Raw genomic sequence first — 14216 nt, 5'->3', positions numbered from 1 at the left:
TCCCCGCAGCACGAGCGGCGGTCTACGCTTATCGGGTGACCACAGTTCTCGTGCACGAACCGGATGCCTCCCGCTACGCCCTGTACATCGACGGCGAACTCGCCGCCCTGGCCGACTACGTCGTGCAGGGCGACATGGTGTCGTTCAACCACACCTTCACCGATCCCCGCCGCCGCGGGCAGGGCCTGGCCGGGCGGGTTGTGGAGTTCGCGATGGACGACGTGGAGGCGACCAGCGCCCGTGCCGTGTCACCGGACTGCTGGTACGTGGCCAAATGGTTCGGCAAGCATCCGGAGCGGACCAACCTGCTGCGGTTACGCAGCTAGCGATTCCTGCGCCGCCAACACCCAACGGCTCAGGCGCCGGCGAAGCGCGCGCCGGACAACCGGGCGAGGGTGGCCTCGTCGACGATGGGGATGCCGTAGTCGCGGGCCTTGCGGGCCTTGCCGGAGAGCGAGTCGGGGTCGGCCGCCACGAGCAGCTTGACCTTTTTGGTCACCGCCCGCCACGGCACCAGGCCGGTCTCGCGCAGCTCCCGCTCCAGCTCGCTGCGGGTGCGGCTCATCTCTCCGGTCAGCACGACGAGGTCACCGGCCAGCAGGACTAAGCCGGGGCCGGCCGGCACCGCGACGGCCGGGGCCTGGGTCTGCTGCCGGGTCTCGTCCAGCGCCGCCGCGATGGTCTCGGTGGGTAGCCCAAGGAGCATACCCACGCTCACGAGGTCGGCGAGCTCAGCGCCGGTGAGGATGCCGTCTGACCAGGCGAGCGTGGTCAGGGCGGCGAAGTACTCCCGGTGCAGCGCCTCGCAGGTGGCCCGGCCAAGGCCGAGTTCGCCGGCCAGCCGCACCAACGACTGGGCCTCGTGCACCGACAGCGCCCGGTCGAGCAGGCACCGGTCCAGCAGGGCCAGGTAGTCGACGTACTCGGCCGGGCCCGCCACATCCGGCAACCGGGTGGTGATGCGTTCGAGGAAGGAGTCGGCGGTCATCGGGTGCGACGAGACCGTGCGCGCGCACCACGCCACCGCCGAGTCCTCGCCGGCGGGCCAGGACTGGGCGGCGGCCGCGGTGAGGTGCGCAAACCAGAACTCCGGCGCATCCGCAGCCTCGATGTACGCGGCGAGTAGCCGGGCGGTCGCGAGCGCGTCAACGGAGGCGCGGTGCGCACCGTCGAGGTCGATGTCCAGGGCCGCGCAGCAGTCGGCAAGGGAGCGCCCGGCGCCGGGCAGGAAGTCGCGGGCCAGCTGCATGGTGCACAGGCTCACGATCTCGGCGGGCAGCGCCCGGCCGGCCCGGTTCAGTTCGGCGAGCAGAAAACGGATGTCGAAGCTCGCGTTGTGCGCCACCACCACGCGGCCGCGCAGCAGCTCGACGAGCCGCGGGGCGATCTCGGCGAAGGTGGGGGCGTCGAGCACATCGGCCGCGCGGATGCGGTGGATGTCCTGCCGGCCGAGGTCCCGGCCCGGGTTGACCAGCGTCTCCCAGCGGCCTTCGATGAGGCCCCGATCGCTGACGTGCACCACGGCGAGCTCGATGACCCTGTCATTGTGAGCGGGAATGAGGCCGGTGGTTTCGAAATCGATCACGGCGAAACCAGGACCGGCCATGGAGCTCCTTCGCAATATCTATGCCTGACTCTAGACCCGCGGGCAGGGTCGAGTGTGCCGCGAAAACGCGGCAGTGGACCGGCCGGCGGCCGGGCGGGGTGGGCGGGTGCCGGCTAGATCGAGAACTCGCCGTCGACCGGGGCCGAGGCGGCCTCCTGGGAACGCTCGGCCGCGGCGGTCGGCTCGTCGGTGTACGACGAGGTGACCAGGATGGGCATGTGGTCGGAGGTGCCGCGGGGCAGGGTCTCGACGTTGTCGATGGTCAGTCCCACCGAGGTGGCCAGGTCGAAGTGGCCGCGGAAGAACTTGTACCGCGTGTAGGTGCGGCTGTCGCTCAGGGTCAGGTCGTAACCGGACTCCTTGACCTCCCTGCTGAGGTGCTTCTTGAAAAGCGGATAGTTGTAGTCGCCCACCATGAGGGTCGGCAGATTGGGGCCGAGCACGGCGAGTTCCTCATGGGCCGAGCGGATCTGGTTGCGCCGCAACGAGTTCAGCGCCGTCAGCGGCGCGGCGTGGAACGACGCCACGACGAGCTCACGCTGCGCGGCCATGTCGAACAGTCGGGTGCCGATCAGTCGTTCGTGCGCCGGTGTGAGCACCAGGTCGTGCAGCGACTTCTTGAGCGCGAAGGTCTGGGTCTTCTGCGCGGTGAACCGGTCACGCCGGTAGTACACGGCCAGGCCCAGCCGGTTGCGGGTGGTTGAATCCGCCAGGTGCAGCAGGCCGACCTCGGCCGGCAGGTCGAGCGTGTCGCACTCCTGCAGGCACAGCAGGTCGGGGTCGTACTCTTCGGCCAGGGCAATGAGTTCCCCGCTGGCGCTGTTCTTACGCAGGTTGTAGCTGATGACCTTCACGTCAGACCTATCTCTGAATCGGTGGTAGACATCCAGCCTACGTTCGCGGGGTGGCGAACACAGCATCGGGCCCCCCGGCTGGGGCGCGCTGGTACCGTGGAGTGAGGCCAGCGCCCGAACGCCGGCTGCCGCAGATTGGATGCTTACCTGATGAAATCCTGGTCGTTCACCACCTATACCGTCGCCGCGTTCGCCTGCAGCGGTTTCGCCGTGGCCCTCTTGATCTTCAACGCCGCCACGGGCAACGCCATGTTCACCACGCTTCTTCCCGTGGCGATCGGTGCCCTCGTGCTCGGCGGCATCCTCTCGGTGCGCGCGCGCGTGCTGCGCTACCGCAGCAGGGACATCACCAAGCACTGACCCGGTCCCGGTGCGCCATATCGAGGCGCCCGCAACCCTGCTACCGTCCCCAGCACGGATGCCTCGCGCGACCCGATTCGGCGCGCCCGGCGCCGTCGACCCGGGAGCGCCTGCCATGACCGACACGTCTGCACTGCCGTCGTCGCCACCGCCACCGCCGACCGGGAAGAATCCGACCTCCCTGTGGCGCACCCTGCTGTACATCCTCATCCCGGTCGTGGGGTTGCTCCTGCTCATCGCGGCGTTCGTGTTCGCGCTGTGGGGCCGGAGCGGTCCGGTGGATCAGAGCGTCGACCTCGCGCCGGGCACCAGCCTGAGCGTGAAACTGCCCAACGCCGCGATCATCCTTGAACCAAGCGCCGACGACGAGGTGCACGTGCGCATGACAGGGTCGTACTTCGGCAACGAGCCCACCCTCTCCGCCCGCACCGATGGCGGCGTCACCGAGGTGCGCGGCGGCTGCAGGGCCCAGCTCTTCTCCAGGTGCTCCGTGACCGTGACCGTGCAACTGCCCAAGGCGCTGCCGGTCACCGCTGCGGGCGAGAACGGCCGCATCGCGGCATCCGGGCTCACCGGCCGGGTCACCCTCACAACGACCAACGGCGCCGTCGAGACCGACGGGACCGTGGGACCGGTCGACCTGCAGAGCACCAACGGCAATATCCGGGTGACGGATGCCGTCTCCAAGACGGTGTCAACCTCCACCACCAACGGATCGGTCGCCCTGCAGTTCATCGATGCCCCGGAGACGATCGACGCCGGCAGCACGAACGGGGAGATCACCGTGCGGGTACCCGTGGGCGGCGTCACCTACCGGATCACCGCGCAGACCACCAACGGCACCGTGACCGATGACACCGTCCCCTCCGACAGCACGTCGCGCCGCTCCATCACCGCACGGACCACCAACGGCAGCATCACCATCGAGGCCGTGCGGTAGTGAGATTGCCCGGCCGGATCTGGAAGGATGGCGGCATGAGCGAGCAGTCGGGCACGGCCCAGCAGGACGTCGGCACGAGACGGCAGCAGACCGGCACGGTCGTGGCGGTGAGCCGGGACGACACGCACCGGTTCAGCAAGCCGGTGGTGTCCAGCATCCGCCTGATCGCCGGGCACGGCATCGAGGGCGACTCCCACGCCGGGGCCACCACCCAGCACCGCTACCTGATCCGCACCGACCCCGCCAGGGCGAACCTCACGCAGGTGCATCTGGTGGGCTCCGAGCTGCTGGCCGAGCTCGCGGCCGAGGGTTTCGACGTCTCCCCCGGCCAGCTCGGCGAGAACATCACCACCGCGGGCATCGACCTGCTGGGCCTGCCGCTGGGCACCCGGCTGCACCTCGGCTCCGACGCCGTGGTCGAGGTCACAGGCATGCGCGACCCCTGCTCGATGATCGACAAGTTCCGGTCGGGCCTGAAGAAGACGCTCAAGCACACGGATGACGCGGGCCGGATCGTGCGCAGGGCCGGCATCATGGGCATCGTCGTCGCCGACGGCACTGTGGCCTCCGGCGCCGAACTGCGCGTGGAGCTGCCGGCCGGTGAGCCGCTGCCCCTGGGCGTCGTCTGACTCAACGTGCAGGCTCGACGCCGAGTTGCCGAATTGCTGGAAAGCGCCCCTTCAGCATCCGCTACAGGGACTTGTGCGGCGACTCGAGGGTCACGCCGCGCCGATGGGGTCAGAGCTCTTCGGTGGGGTGGAACCACGGCGGGTACACGGCGACCTTGGGCTTGTGGCTCAGGGTGGCGAGGATCGGCTTGACCGCATCCCGCACCCGGTCGTTGGCCACACCGATCAGGGTGATCAGGCCGAACGGAACCTCGCCGGGCACGAGCAGCTCGGCCTTGAGGATTGCGTCGGAGTCGAGGTCGGCGCGGAGCGTCTGCAGCATCCGGTCGGCCGAGTCGGCCGTGGAGCCGAAGCGGGTGGCAGCGAACGCGGCGTCGCCATCTGTCACGGCGAAGTGGCTGGCCGACGCGGCGGCGGCGGCGGCCTGCGCGTCGAGCACCTTCTTGACCGTCGAGACGAGGATCACGAAGTCGTACGCGGCCGCGCCGTGGGCATCGTCGGACAGGCGCGGGTCGAGGGACTGCGCGCGGATGTTCTCCCAGACCAGGGCGTTGGGCGAGAGGAAGAACGGCACGTGATCGGCGACGGCGAGGCTGTCGGCGCCGGAGACACGGGCGTCACGGCGGGCGTTGCGGTTCTCGGGCGACGAGATGTCGACGACGGGACGGTCGGCCCAGTCGGCACTGGTGTCGGCCAGCAGCCGGCCGGTGGCGAGAATGCCGGGCAGGTTGCGGATGTGGGTGAGGTGGTAGATGCGCTGCTCACCGACCTTGTCGTCGTGGCGCTTGGTCCGGGCGGTGCCCGTGGTGATCGGGGCGACGATGGTGCGCAGCGCCGTCGGAGCCTCGGGGGTGCGTGCTCGGCTGGCACGCGGGGCGCGGGCAGCGGGTACGGTCGGTGCGACGGGGGCGGCGGGTGGGAAACACAGGGCGCACAGCTCCCCGTCCAGTCCGTGGATGCATTCCTCGTTCACAACTCAACCTTTCGTGTGCGCAGGCTCAGCCACATCGGGTTCGACGGACGTGTGCCTACCTATCTAAGTTACGGTCATTTCGGCGGTCTCGGTGACACAACGGGGGCCATCCGGGGGTGATCCGGTGACGATCCGGACCCAATCGGGCCGCTGACCCCCTGACGAGGCCGTAGAACGGCTGCGCCGCCCGGATCATCCCAGCGGCGCAGGGAATCGTTCCTCCGGCCGACGCGGGCGGATCCGGGCGCTCCTTAGCGTGTGGACATGCCTGCTTTCGACGCCCTCAACGACCTCGTCCTCGCCCTCGCCGGGTCGGCCTGGGTCTACCCCGTGGTGTTCGCTTTTGTGGTCATCGACGGCTTCTTCCCGCCGCTTCCGAGCGAGACCGTAGTGGTGGCACTCGGCGCCCTGGCCGTTTCCGCGGGAACGCCGAACCTCGGCTGGCTTGTCGCGGTGGTCGCTATGGGCGCCGTGCTCGGTGACAGCATCGCGTACCTGATCGGTCGCCGGATCGGCCTGACCCGGTTTCGCTGGCAACGCCGCCCCGGCGCGGTGCGGATCGCCGACAAGGCGCGCGCGGCCCTGCTGAGCCGGCCGGCGTCGCTGCTGCTCACGGCCAGGTACATCCCGGTCGGCCGGGTCGCCGTGAACATGACCGCGGGGGCCACGGGGTTTCCTCTGCGCCGGTTCGCCCCGCTGGCAGCTCTCGGCGGGCTCGGCTGGGCCGGCTACTCGGTGCTGGTCGGCATGCTCGCCGGCGCCTGGCTGCGGAACAACCCGCTGCTGGGTGCGTTGCTGGCCGTTGCCGCCGCCCTGCTGCTGGGCGTTTTCATCGACGCCATCGTTTTGCGGGCCGTGCGCCGGCGGGCCGACCGGCGGGCCGGCATCGTCACACGGAAGGCAGCGCCGGCGCCGACATCACCTCGAAAGCGACTCCATCGAGAAGTCGGCGAAGTCGAAGCCGGGTGACACCAGGCAACTCACCAGGGCGTCCTCCTCGCCCGGCACGGTGCGCTGCCAGACATTCGCCGGGATGATCACCTGGCTGCGCTCGCCGCGCAGCAGCCGCCCGCCGAGGACCGGGCTCGTCTCGGTGTCGGGCTCGTCGCCGTCGCCGCCGAGATCCAGTTGCACGCTGCCCTGGCCGGTCCAGATCCAGATTTCGCTGGAGGACAGCCGGTGCCAGGCGGAGAATTCCCCGGCCGGCAGCAGAAAGTGGATGAGCGTGGCCGTCGGTCGCACCCGTTCGGAGCCGTCGGCATCCGTGAGCGTCACCGGCACCGGCGACGTCCAGGTTCGCCGGTACCAGCCGCCCTCCGGATGCGGTTCCAGGCCCAGTTCGATCGCCAGCGCCGGGCGCTCCAGGCGTTCGATGAACTCGCCGGTGGCCGTGCGGCGGGTGGCGAGGCGGCTGTCGCGGTCGTTCGTGGCCATCGGTGTCTCCCCGCTGATCGGCGCCGAATCCGGCGGTTTCCAGATTAGCGGGCGGGCTCAGCGCAGCAGCTGGCCGGCCAGCTGGGCGAGTCCGGCCAGCACCAGGAACACGCCGAGCAGCAATACCGTGACCACCGTGATCACCGGCATGTTGAGCACCAGCCACCCGCGCAGGCGCACCAACTTCTCCCGCACCGCGGGGCCGCCGAACGCGTACGCGAGCACCGGGCCGAGCATGGTGATGGAGGCCAGCGCGGTGAACAGGGCCACCGAGAACACGATGCCCCTGGGGTCGGTGTGGGCGCCAAGGATCACCACCCCGGCGGCCGCGGCCATCACCAGGTTCTTCGGCCGAAACGCGGCGTAGCCGACACCGATGATGGTCGCCCGCACCGGGGTCAGCCGGTCCAGCGCGCTCAGCCAGCGCGGCAGCGGCACCTCCGTGCCGCGCTGCGGCCGGTCATGCCACTGCACCAGTCCCAGCACGATCAGGGCGATGCCGAGCAACAGCGGCACCGCCACCTGCAGCGTCCGGGAGCCGGCCGACCTGTCGTGGGGCAACAGCGACGACAGCAACGCCAGCAGGGTGGCCGAGAACAGCACCCCGAGGAACCAGCCGATGCTGAACCCCGCGGCCGCCTTGAAACCGTCGGGAGCGAGCAGGATCAGCAGCAACCCCGCCAGCGGCAACGGACTGAGCGCTATGGTCAACGCCAGCGGCAACAGCTGGCCCAACTCGTTCACCCGCGCACCTTCCCTCCTCCAGCTATTGCAGCGACGAGGTCAGTCGGGCAAGGTTGTCGAACACCTTGGCGCTGGCCGGCCGATCGAGCCAGTCGGCCAGCTCGACCCTGCTGCTGTTCGCCCGGTAGCCGTCCTGCACCACCCGCATCCGCTGCACGAATTCGGCGCCGTGTACCAGCACCGACACCTCCATGTTCAGGCTGAACGAGCGGATGTCCATATTGCTCGACCCCACCACCGACACGTCGTCGTCGATGGTGAAGTGCTTCGCGTGCAGGACCGTGGGCTCCGCATAGAGGTAGATCGACACTCCTGCCCGCAGCAGCTCCTCGTAGTACGACCGCTGCGCGTGGTAGACCAGCGCCTGGTCGCCGATGTGGGAGGCGAACAGCTCCACCTCCACCCCGCGCGACGCTGCCGTGACGAGGGCCAGCATCGTCGATTCCTCCGGCACGAAGTAGGGGCTGGTGATACTGACCCGGCGCTCGGCCTTCTGGATGAGCATGGCGTAGAGCTTGAGGTTGTTGTCGTTGTCGAAGCTCGGCCCGCTCGGCAGCACCTGGGCGTCGAGCAGGTCCGGGGCGGGGTCGAGCACGATGGGCGACGTGTTGAAGGGCAGAATCTCATCGGTTTCGCTGAACCAGTCGGCGAGGAACACGGCGTTCAGCTCGCGCACCGCCGGCCCCTCGATGCGCATCATGAGCTCGTGCCAGCGCAGCCCGCGCTTGAGGTTGCCGGGCTTGAGGTAGGTGGCGTCGATCATGTTCTGCGAGCCGCTGAAACCCAGCCGCCCGTCGACGACGAGGAGTTTGCGGTGGTTGCGCATGTCCGGTCGGCGCCACTGGCCCTTCCAGAATCGCAGCGGCAGCAGCGCATGCCACTCGGCGCCCATCGCCGCAAACGCCGCGATGGTCTCCTTGCGGCGCGGCAGCATCAGGCAGGCGAGGTAGTCGGAGAGCACCTTGACCTGCACGCCGCGCTGGACCGCCCGGGCCAGGGCGTCGAAGAACGGTTGGGTGACGGTGTCGAGCACCAGGATGTAGAACTGCACGTGCACGAACTCGGTCGCCTCGTCGACGGCCTCCACCATCCGATTGATGGAGTCCTCGTAGTCCGGCAGCAGCTCCACCCGGTTGCCGCCCACCATGGGCAGTGCCCCGAGGTTGCGGTTCAGCCGCACGGCCGAGCCGAGCCAGGCCGGCCACTCGTCGCGGTGGCTCACCTGGTCCAGGCCCTCGGTGCGGGCCAGGATCAGCTGATTCACCTCGTGCTGCTTCTCGCGGCGGGCCTTCGGCAGCCGCCCAACACCCACCAGCAGGAAGATCAGCACGCCGAGGTAGGGAATGAAGATGATCGCCAGCACCCAGGCGATGGCCGCGGACGGCCGCCGGTTGGCCGAGACGTACACCGTGGCGATCAGCACCAGCACGGCGTGCAGCGCCACGAGCAGCCAGGCACCCACCTGAAATTCCCCCATCGTTCCTCCTTAGTGCGGTGTGGTGCGGTGCTGCGCGGTGCGCGAGGTCAGCAGGTTGGACTCGACGTGAACGTACACCAGCATCACGTCGTCGGGGCCCCGGGTTCCACCGGCGTGAACCGCAGAGCCAATTCGAGCAGCAGCCGGGTACCGAACCCGGTCGCCCCCTGGCTGCGCCAGGACTCGTCTTTGTCGGCCTGCATGGTCCCGGCGATGTCGAGGTGGGCCCACGGGATGTCACCCACGAACTCCGCGAGGAACAGCGCGGCGGTCGTGGCCCCGGCGTACTTGCCGCCCATGTTCGACAGGTCCGCGACCTCGGAGTCCAGCTGCGGCCGGTAACGCTTCTCCAACGGCAACTGCCAGAGCGACTCGTCGGCCTCCCGCCCGGCGGCCACGGCCTGGTCGACGAGCGGCTGGCTGGTGCCGAACACGGCGGCGGTGTGCTGGCCCAGCGCCATCAGCGCCGCCCCGGTGAGGGTGGCGATGTCCACGATCGCGTCCGGCCCTTCCTCGCCGGCCAGCACCAGCGCATCCGACATCACTAGCCGACCCTCGGCGTCGGTGTTCTTGACCTCGACGGTGGTGCCGCCGTGGATGTGCAGCACGTCGCCGAGTTTCATCGCCGAGCCCGACGGCATGTTGTCCGTGCACATCAGGAAGGCGGTGACCTGATTGGGGCAGCCCAGGTCCTTCAGGGCCGTCAAGGCGCCGAGCACCGCCGCGGCGCCGGCCATGTCCATCTTCATCGCCAGGTGCATGGGGTCGGAGGGCTTGAGGGAGATGCCGCCGGAGTCGTACATGATGCCCTTGCCCACGAAGGCCAGCCGGGCGCCCGCCGCCGTCAGGGCAGGGTCCGGCCGGTAGACCAGCTTGATGATGCGCGGCTCCTCGACGCTGCCCGCGTTGACTCCGAGCAGGCCGCCGCAACCCAGCTCGATGATCTGGGCCTTGTCGAAGATCGTCGTCTCCAGGTCACGGTCGGCGCCGAGCCGCACCGCGAGGTCGGCGAAGTCTGTGGCGGTGAGATGGCTCGGCGGGGTGTTCGCCAGGTCGCGGGCCAGGTTGGTGGCGCGGGCCACGATCTCGCCCCGGTGGGCGCCGTCGGCCACCGCGCCGGCCTGCTCGGGCGCGACCACGATGTCGAGCGAGATCAGGGGCACGTGGCTGCTGGATGGCTTCACCGCGGTATACCGGTAGCGCGCGAGCAGCACGCCCTCGGTGATCAGCTGCCCGACCCGCTCGGGCGGCAGGGGAACCACGCCAGGGTGCAGGCCGACCCGCGGGTGCCGATGCGCGGCCCGGGCGAAGGCGGCCGCCGCATCCCGCAGGCTCGCGTCGGTGATCTCGTCAATGGGGCCGGTGCCCACCAGGTAGAGCTGTGGGCTGGTCTGCTGCGGCACCAGCAGCGACTGGCCCGGCGCGGCGTCGAAGCCGAGCCCGGCCAGCGCCTCGCGGGGCACGGTGACCGCGTCCGGCAGGTCCCCGGTGGGCCCGACGAGGAAGCCGACGGCGTCCAGGCCCACCGACACGTCACTGACGACCAGGATCCCCACCGCGTTGCCCGGGTCGAGGGAGGGCGCCGCGCTGAACGACTCAGGAATGAGCTTGTGCGATCCGTGGGACATGCGGGACTCCTAGGGGTTGAACGGACGGGGTTGGACGGTCAGGGATTGAAGGGCCAGAAGACGGGTACCAGCAGGGTCGCGACCGCGAGGAAGAGCACCACCAGGGGCAGGCCGAGCTTCCAGTAGTCGCCAAATTTGTAGGCGCCGGGCCCGAGCACCATCGTGTTGGCGGGGGTGGCCACCGGAGTGAGGAACGACGCGGCCGCGGCGACGGCGACGCCCATCAGCAGCGGCAGCGCCGAGATACCCGTCTCGGCCGCGATGGCGATCGCGATGGGCGCAACGATCAGGGCGGTGGCCATGTTGCTGATCAGCTGGCCGAGGATCACGGTGACCACGGCGATGCCGAACAAGAGCAGCACCGGGCTCGGCTCCCCCGCCGGGCCGATCCGACCCACCACGTCGACGAGTCCGGTGGCCAGGAGGTCGGCCGCGCCACTGACCTGGATCGCGGTGGAGAGAGGGATCATGCCGCCCACCAGGATCAGGGTGGTCCAGGCCATCGACCGGTGTGCCTGCGGCACCGTGAGCACCCGCAGCAGCACCATCGCGCACGCGGCGAGCAGCGCCGCAACCGCAGGCGGCACCAGGCCGGTGGCCAGCAGGATCACCATGCCGGCCAGCACGACCAGGGCAGTCCTGGCCCGCGGTCCCATCGGCACGGCCTGGCGGCGGATGCTGTCCGGCTCGTCGACCACGACCACGTTGGGGTCGCTGGAGGTGGTCTCCAGCGCGTCCCAGGTGCCGCGCAGCAGCAGCAGGTCACCCGGCGCCAGCACCGTCTCGGTGAGGTCGTCGCCGCTGCGCTGGATGGCCACCACTACGAGCCGGCCGCTGTCGGTGACCATGCCGGTGAACACGTGCTCGCCCACGAACGGTGAACGTGGCGGCACAAGCACCTCGGTGAGGCCGACGTCCCGGTTGAGCAACTCGCCCGGAGCGCCGTCCGCGGCCAGCCGGTACTGGTCCGCGAGGGTCTGTGCGTGCGCGCTCAGGTCGCGCGGTGCCGAGGCGGCGGCGCGGGCGGGCAGCAGCCGGCCGCCGAGCAGCACCGTGATGAGGATCGTGCCGGTCACCAGCGGCAGCCCCACCAGGCCGAACTCGAAGAAGCCGAACGCGCGCTCGCCGCTGGCCACCGCCAGTTCGGACACGAGCACGTTCACCGGGGTCCCCGTCAGCGCCAGCAGCGAGCCCGCGTGAGCGCCGAACGCGAGCGGCATGAGCATCCGGGACGGCGGCTGGCGGATGCTCATGGCCAGCACCACGACCATCGGCAGCAGGGCGGCGACGGCGCCGTTCACGCTGATCAGCGCGGTGACCACGGCCACCAGCAGCATCACCAGCACCAGCAGCCGGCGCCGGCTGGTGCCGGCACCGGCCACGAGCCGCTGGCCGGCCCAGGTGGTCACGCCCGTGGCGTCGAGGGCCTCGCTCACCACGAAGAGCGCGGCGATGAAGACGATCACCGGGTCGCCGAATCCGGCCAGGGTCTGCTCGAAGGTCAACACCCCCGTGGCGAACAAGGCCAGCGCCACCCCGATCGCCACGATCTCCACCGGCAGCCGGTTCCAGACGAAGAGCACCACGGCGGCGGCGAGCACCACCAGGGTCACCGCGATCGGGTCCACGGGCCGGCCTACTCCCCTGCGGCGTGGCGCGGTGCGGGGTGCTCTGGTGGATGCGGCTCTGCGGGGTGCGGCTCGGCTGCATGCGACGCGGCTGGATGCGACGCGGCGCCGTCCGAATCGGTACCGGTGGCCTCTTCGGGGTCGGGCTCCGCGCCGCTGGAGAGAACCGGGGGGATGTCGCCAGGCCGGTAATCGGGCATCCGGCCGGCGGGGATGATGGCGAGCAGCGCGATGCCGGCCAGGCCGAGCAGGGAGATCTGCAGGGCCCGCAGCCGGGCATCCGCGTTGATCTGCACGGCCTCCTCGACCTGCTCCGACGTCGCGGTGGTTTCGCTGAGCACCTCCTCCAGCCTCTCGTTGGTGACGAAGTTCACGCTGTCGAGCGGCACCTGCGCCGTGAGTTCCGGCGGCAGGGTGGGGCTTTCCGCCACGCTCGTGTTGACCAGGGCGCTGAGCAGCCCCACCGCGAAGACGCTGGCCACCGCGATGCCGACGCTGCCGGAGATGTTGTGCACCAGGCCCCGCCAGGCGCCCACGTCGCCGGCGAGCCGTTTGGGCGCGGCCGAGAGCAGCGTGTTGAAGACCAGGGCCACGATCGCGCCCTGGCCCAGGCCCAGGATGATGAGGCCGAGGATGACGACGAACTGTTCCCACTCGTTGCGGATGGTGAACGCGAGCAGGGTGAGGCCGAACGCCACCACCACGAAGCCGACCCTGGCGATGGTGTGCGGCGGGTACCGGCGGTACAGGGTGGCGACGAGGGTGCTGGCAATGAAGATCGACAGGGTGTACGGGATGATCGCGATCGACGTCTGGAAACTCGACCGGCCCTGCACGATCTGGATGTACAGCGGGATCAGGAAGTTCGCGGCGGTGCCCACGAAGAGCATCGCCGCCATCGCGAAGGTCGTCGCTTTCTCCGACGCCGATTTTAGTACCTCGAGGTCGAAGATCTGCGCCCGGTGGGCGGCCCTTCGCCGGCGCAGCCAGACGAAGAAGGCCTGGCCGATGATGGCCCCGAGGATGATCAGCACGGGTGCCGGTGAGACACCGAGGATGTTGAACGGGGCCGCGTCAGTGGCCAGCACCACGCCCCAGGTATTGAGCCCGCTGAAACCGAAGCTGAGCAGGATGATCGACCCAGCCGCGAGCAGCGCCCCCACCCAGTCGATGGTGACCTCCGTCTGCGGCGGCACCACCTTGAGGCGGAAGCTGAGCAGCAGGTTCACCCCCGCGAGCACAACGATGAGGGCGAAGGAGTACCGCCAGCCGATGGTCGATGCGAAGGTTCCGGCGATGAGCAGGGCGAGCACTCCGGCAGCCGGGATGGCGGCGGCTAGGTAACCGATCGCCTTGGCCTGCTGGTTACCGTGGAAGTTCGCCGCGATGAACACCACCAGCGCCGGGGCGATGAGGGCGATCACCGCGCCCGAGGCGGCCTGGGCCACGAAGAGCATGGCCGGGGACACGCTCAGTGCCACGGCGGCCATCGCCAGGCCGTGGATGACCACGGCGATCTGGAACACCCGGCGGGAGCCGAACTTCGCGCCGACCTTGGCGCCGAGCAGGATGAACGCCGCCATCGCGAAGGTGCCGGCGGTGATCGCCGTACCGACGCTCGTGGCCGGTGTGTCGAGGTCGGTGGTGATGCCCTGCATCGACACAGTGAGCGCGTTCACGGCGAACGAGGCCTGGATCTGGGTGAGCACCACCACGATCAGCGGCAGCCAGGAGGCCGTCGGGGGTGGTGCCGTCCGGTTCTCCGGCAGGGTGTATGCGGCCATGGCTGTCGATCCCCTCGCTCACCCGGTCGCTCACCCGGTCTGAATGAAAGTCACCCTAAGACCGGGAGTTCGGCCGACGCGAGATTTGGCGCGAGTCTGCTCAGATGCTGGCGCAAAATTGCCCCAATTCGGCATCCGGCGTTGCCGGCACCGGCGTCT

At 69.7% G+C, this 14216-nt stretch carries 14 protein-coding genes; 5 read left to right on the top strand and 9 right to left on the bottom strand.

Annotated features, from left to right (window positions below; genetic code table 11):
* Window positions 1–35: 35 nt before the first annotated feature.
* Window positions 36–326 (top strand): GNAT family N-acetyltransferase, encoded by a 291-nt coding sequence (locus E3O42_RS10015; RefSeq protein WP_134453796.1) that lies wholly within the window; start codon window positions 36–38, stop codon window positions 324–326.
* A gap of 29 nt (window positions 327–355) precedes the next feature.
* Here the strand turns inward: E3O42_RS10015 and E3O42_RS10010 are convergent, their stop codons facing one another.
* Window positions 356–1606 carry an exonuclease domain-containing protein gene (locus E3O42_RS10010; RefSeq protein WP_134453795.1) on the bottom strand — a complete coding sequence of 417 codons (1251 nt, stop codon included), beginning with the start codon at window positions 1604–1606 and terminating at the stop codon, window positions 356–358.
* A gap of 113 nt (window positions 1607–1719) precedes the next feature.
* Window positions 1720–2460, bottom strand: a complete 741-nt coding sequence (locus tag E3O42_RS10005) for an endonuclease/exonuclease/phosphatase family protein (RefSeq protein ID WP_134453794.1) — start codon at window positions 2458–2460, stop codon at window positions 1720–1722.
* A gap of 150 nt (window positions 2461–2610) precedes the next feature.
* Between E3O42_RS10005 and E3O42_RS10000 the strand changes: the two genes are divergently transcribed.
* From E3O42_RS10000 to E3O42_RS09990, 3 genes are all read left to right on the top strand, one after another.
* Window positions 2611–2820, top strand: coding sequence for a hypothetical protein (locus tag E3O42_RS10000; protein ID WP_134453793.1), 210 nt, complete (start codon window positions 2611–2613; stop codon window positions 2818–2820).
* Between the two features lie 115 nt (window positions 2821–2935).
* Entirely contained in the window at window positions 2936–3760 is an 825-nt protein-coding gene (locus tag E3O42_RS09995) for a DUF4097 family beta strand repeat-containing protein (protein WP_166787953.1), read from the top strand.
* 35 nt (window positions 3761–3795) lie between these two features.
* Window positions 3796–4389 carry an MOSC domain-containing protein gene (locus E3O42_RS09990; protein ID WP_134453791.1) on the top strand — a complete coding sequence of 198 codons (594 nt, stop codon included), beginning with the start codon at window positions 3796–3798 and terminating at the stop codon, window positions 4387–4389.
* Between the two features lie 109 nt (window positions 4390–4498).
* On the opposite strand, the gene E3O42_RS09985 is transcribed toward E3O42_RS09990, so the two are convergent.
* Complete coding sequence (locus tag E3O42_RS09985) at window positions 4499–5362, bottom strand: DUF4433 domain-containing protein (RefSeq protein ID WP_134453790.1); 864 nt, start codon at window positions 5360–5362, stop codon at window positions 4499–4501.
* A 264-nt stretch (window positions 5363–5626) separates the two neighbouring features.
* On the opposite strand from E3O42_RS09985, the gene E3O42_RS09980 reads away from it, so the two are divergent.
* Window positions 5627–6331, top strand: coding sequence for a DedA family protein (locus E3O42_RS09980; protein WP_134453789.1), 705 nt, complete (start codon window positions 5627–5629; stop codon window positions 6329–6331).
* On the opposite strand, the gene E3O42_RS09975 is transcribed toward E3O42_RS09980, so the two are convergent.
* From E3O42_RS09975 to E3O42_RS09950, 6 genes are all read right to left on the bottom strand, one after another.
* Window positions 6281–6796, bottom strand: coding sequence for a cupin domain-containing protein (locus tag E3O42_RS09975; RefSeq protein WP_134453788.1), 516 nt, complete (start codon window positions 6794–6796; stop codon window positions 6281–6283). The genes E3O42_RS09980 and E3O42_RS09975 overlap by 51 nt on opposite strands.
* A gap of 57 nt (window positions 6797–6853) precedes the next feature.
* Entirely contained in the window at window positions 6854–7540 is a 687-nt protein-coding gene (locus E3O42_RS09970) for a GAP family protein (RefSeq protein WP_134453787.1), read from the bottom strand.
* Between the two features lie 22 nt (window positions 7541–7562).
* Window positions 7563–9017 carry a cardiolipin synthase gene (gene cls / locus E3O42_RS09965; protein ID WP_134453786.1) on the bottom strand — a complete coding sequence of 485 codons (1455 nt, stop codon included), beginning with the start codon at window positions 9015–9017 and terminating at the stop codon, window positions 7563–7565.
* Window positions 9018–9100: 83 nt separating this feature from the next.
* A complete protein-coding gene (locus E3O42_RS09960; protein WP_134453785.1) occupies window positions 9101–10645 on the bottom strand; it encodes a leucyl aminopeptidase in 1545 nt (514 codons plus the stop codon).
* Between the two features lie 38 nt (window positions 10646–10683).
* Window positions 10684–12273 carry an SLC13 family permease gene (locus E3O42_RS09955; RefSeq protein ID WP_134453784.1) on the bottom strand — a complete coding sequence of 530 codons (1590 nt, stop codon included), beginning with the start codon at window positions 12271–12273 and terminating at the stop codon, window positions 10684–10686.
* An 8-nt stretch (window positions 12274–12281) separates the two neighbouring features.
* A complete protein-coding gene (locus tag E3O42_RS09950) occupies window positions 12282–14057 on the bottom strand; it encodes an MFS transporter (RefSeq protein ID WP_134453783.1) in 1776 nt (591 codons plus the stop codon).
* Between the last annotated feature and the right edge of the window lie 159 nt (window positions 14058–14216).

The organism is Cryobacterium adonitolivorans, assembly GCF_004402695.1.
Lineage (GTDB): Bacteria > Actinomycetota > Actinomycetes > Actinomycetales > Microbacteriaceae > Cryobacterium > Cryobacterium adonitolivorans.
Note: the sequence above shows the minus strand (reverse complement) of the source record. Positions and strands in the feature narration are given on the sequence as shown.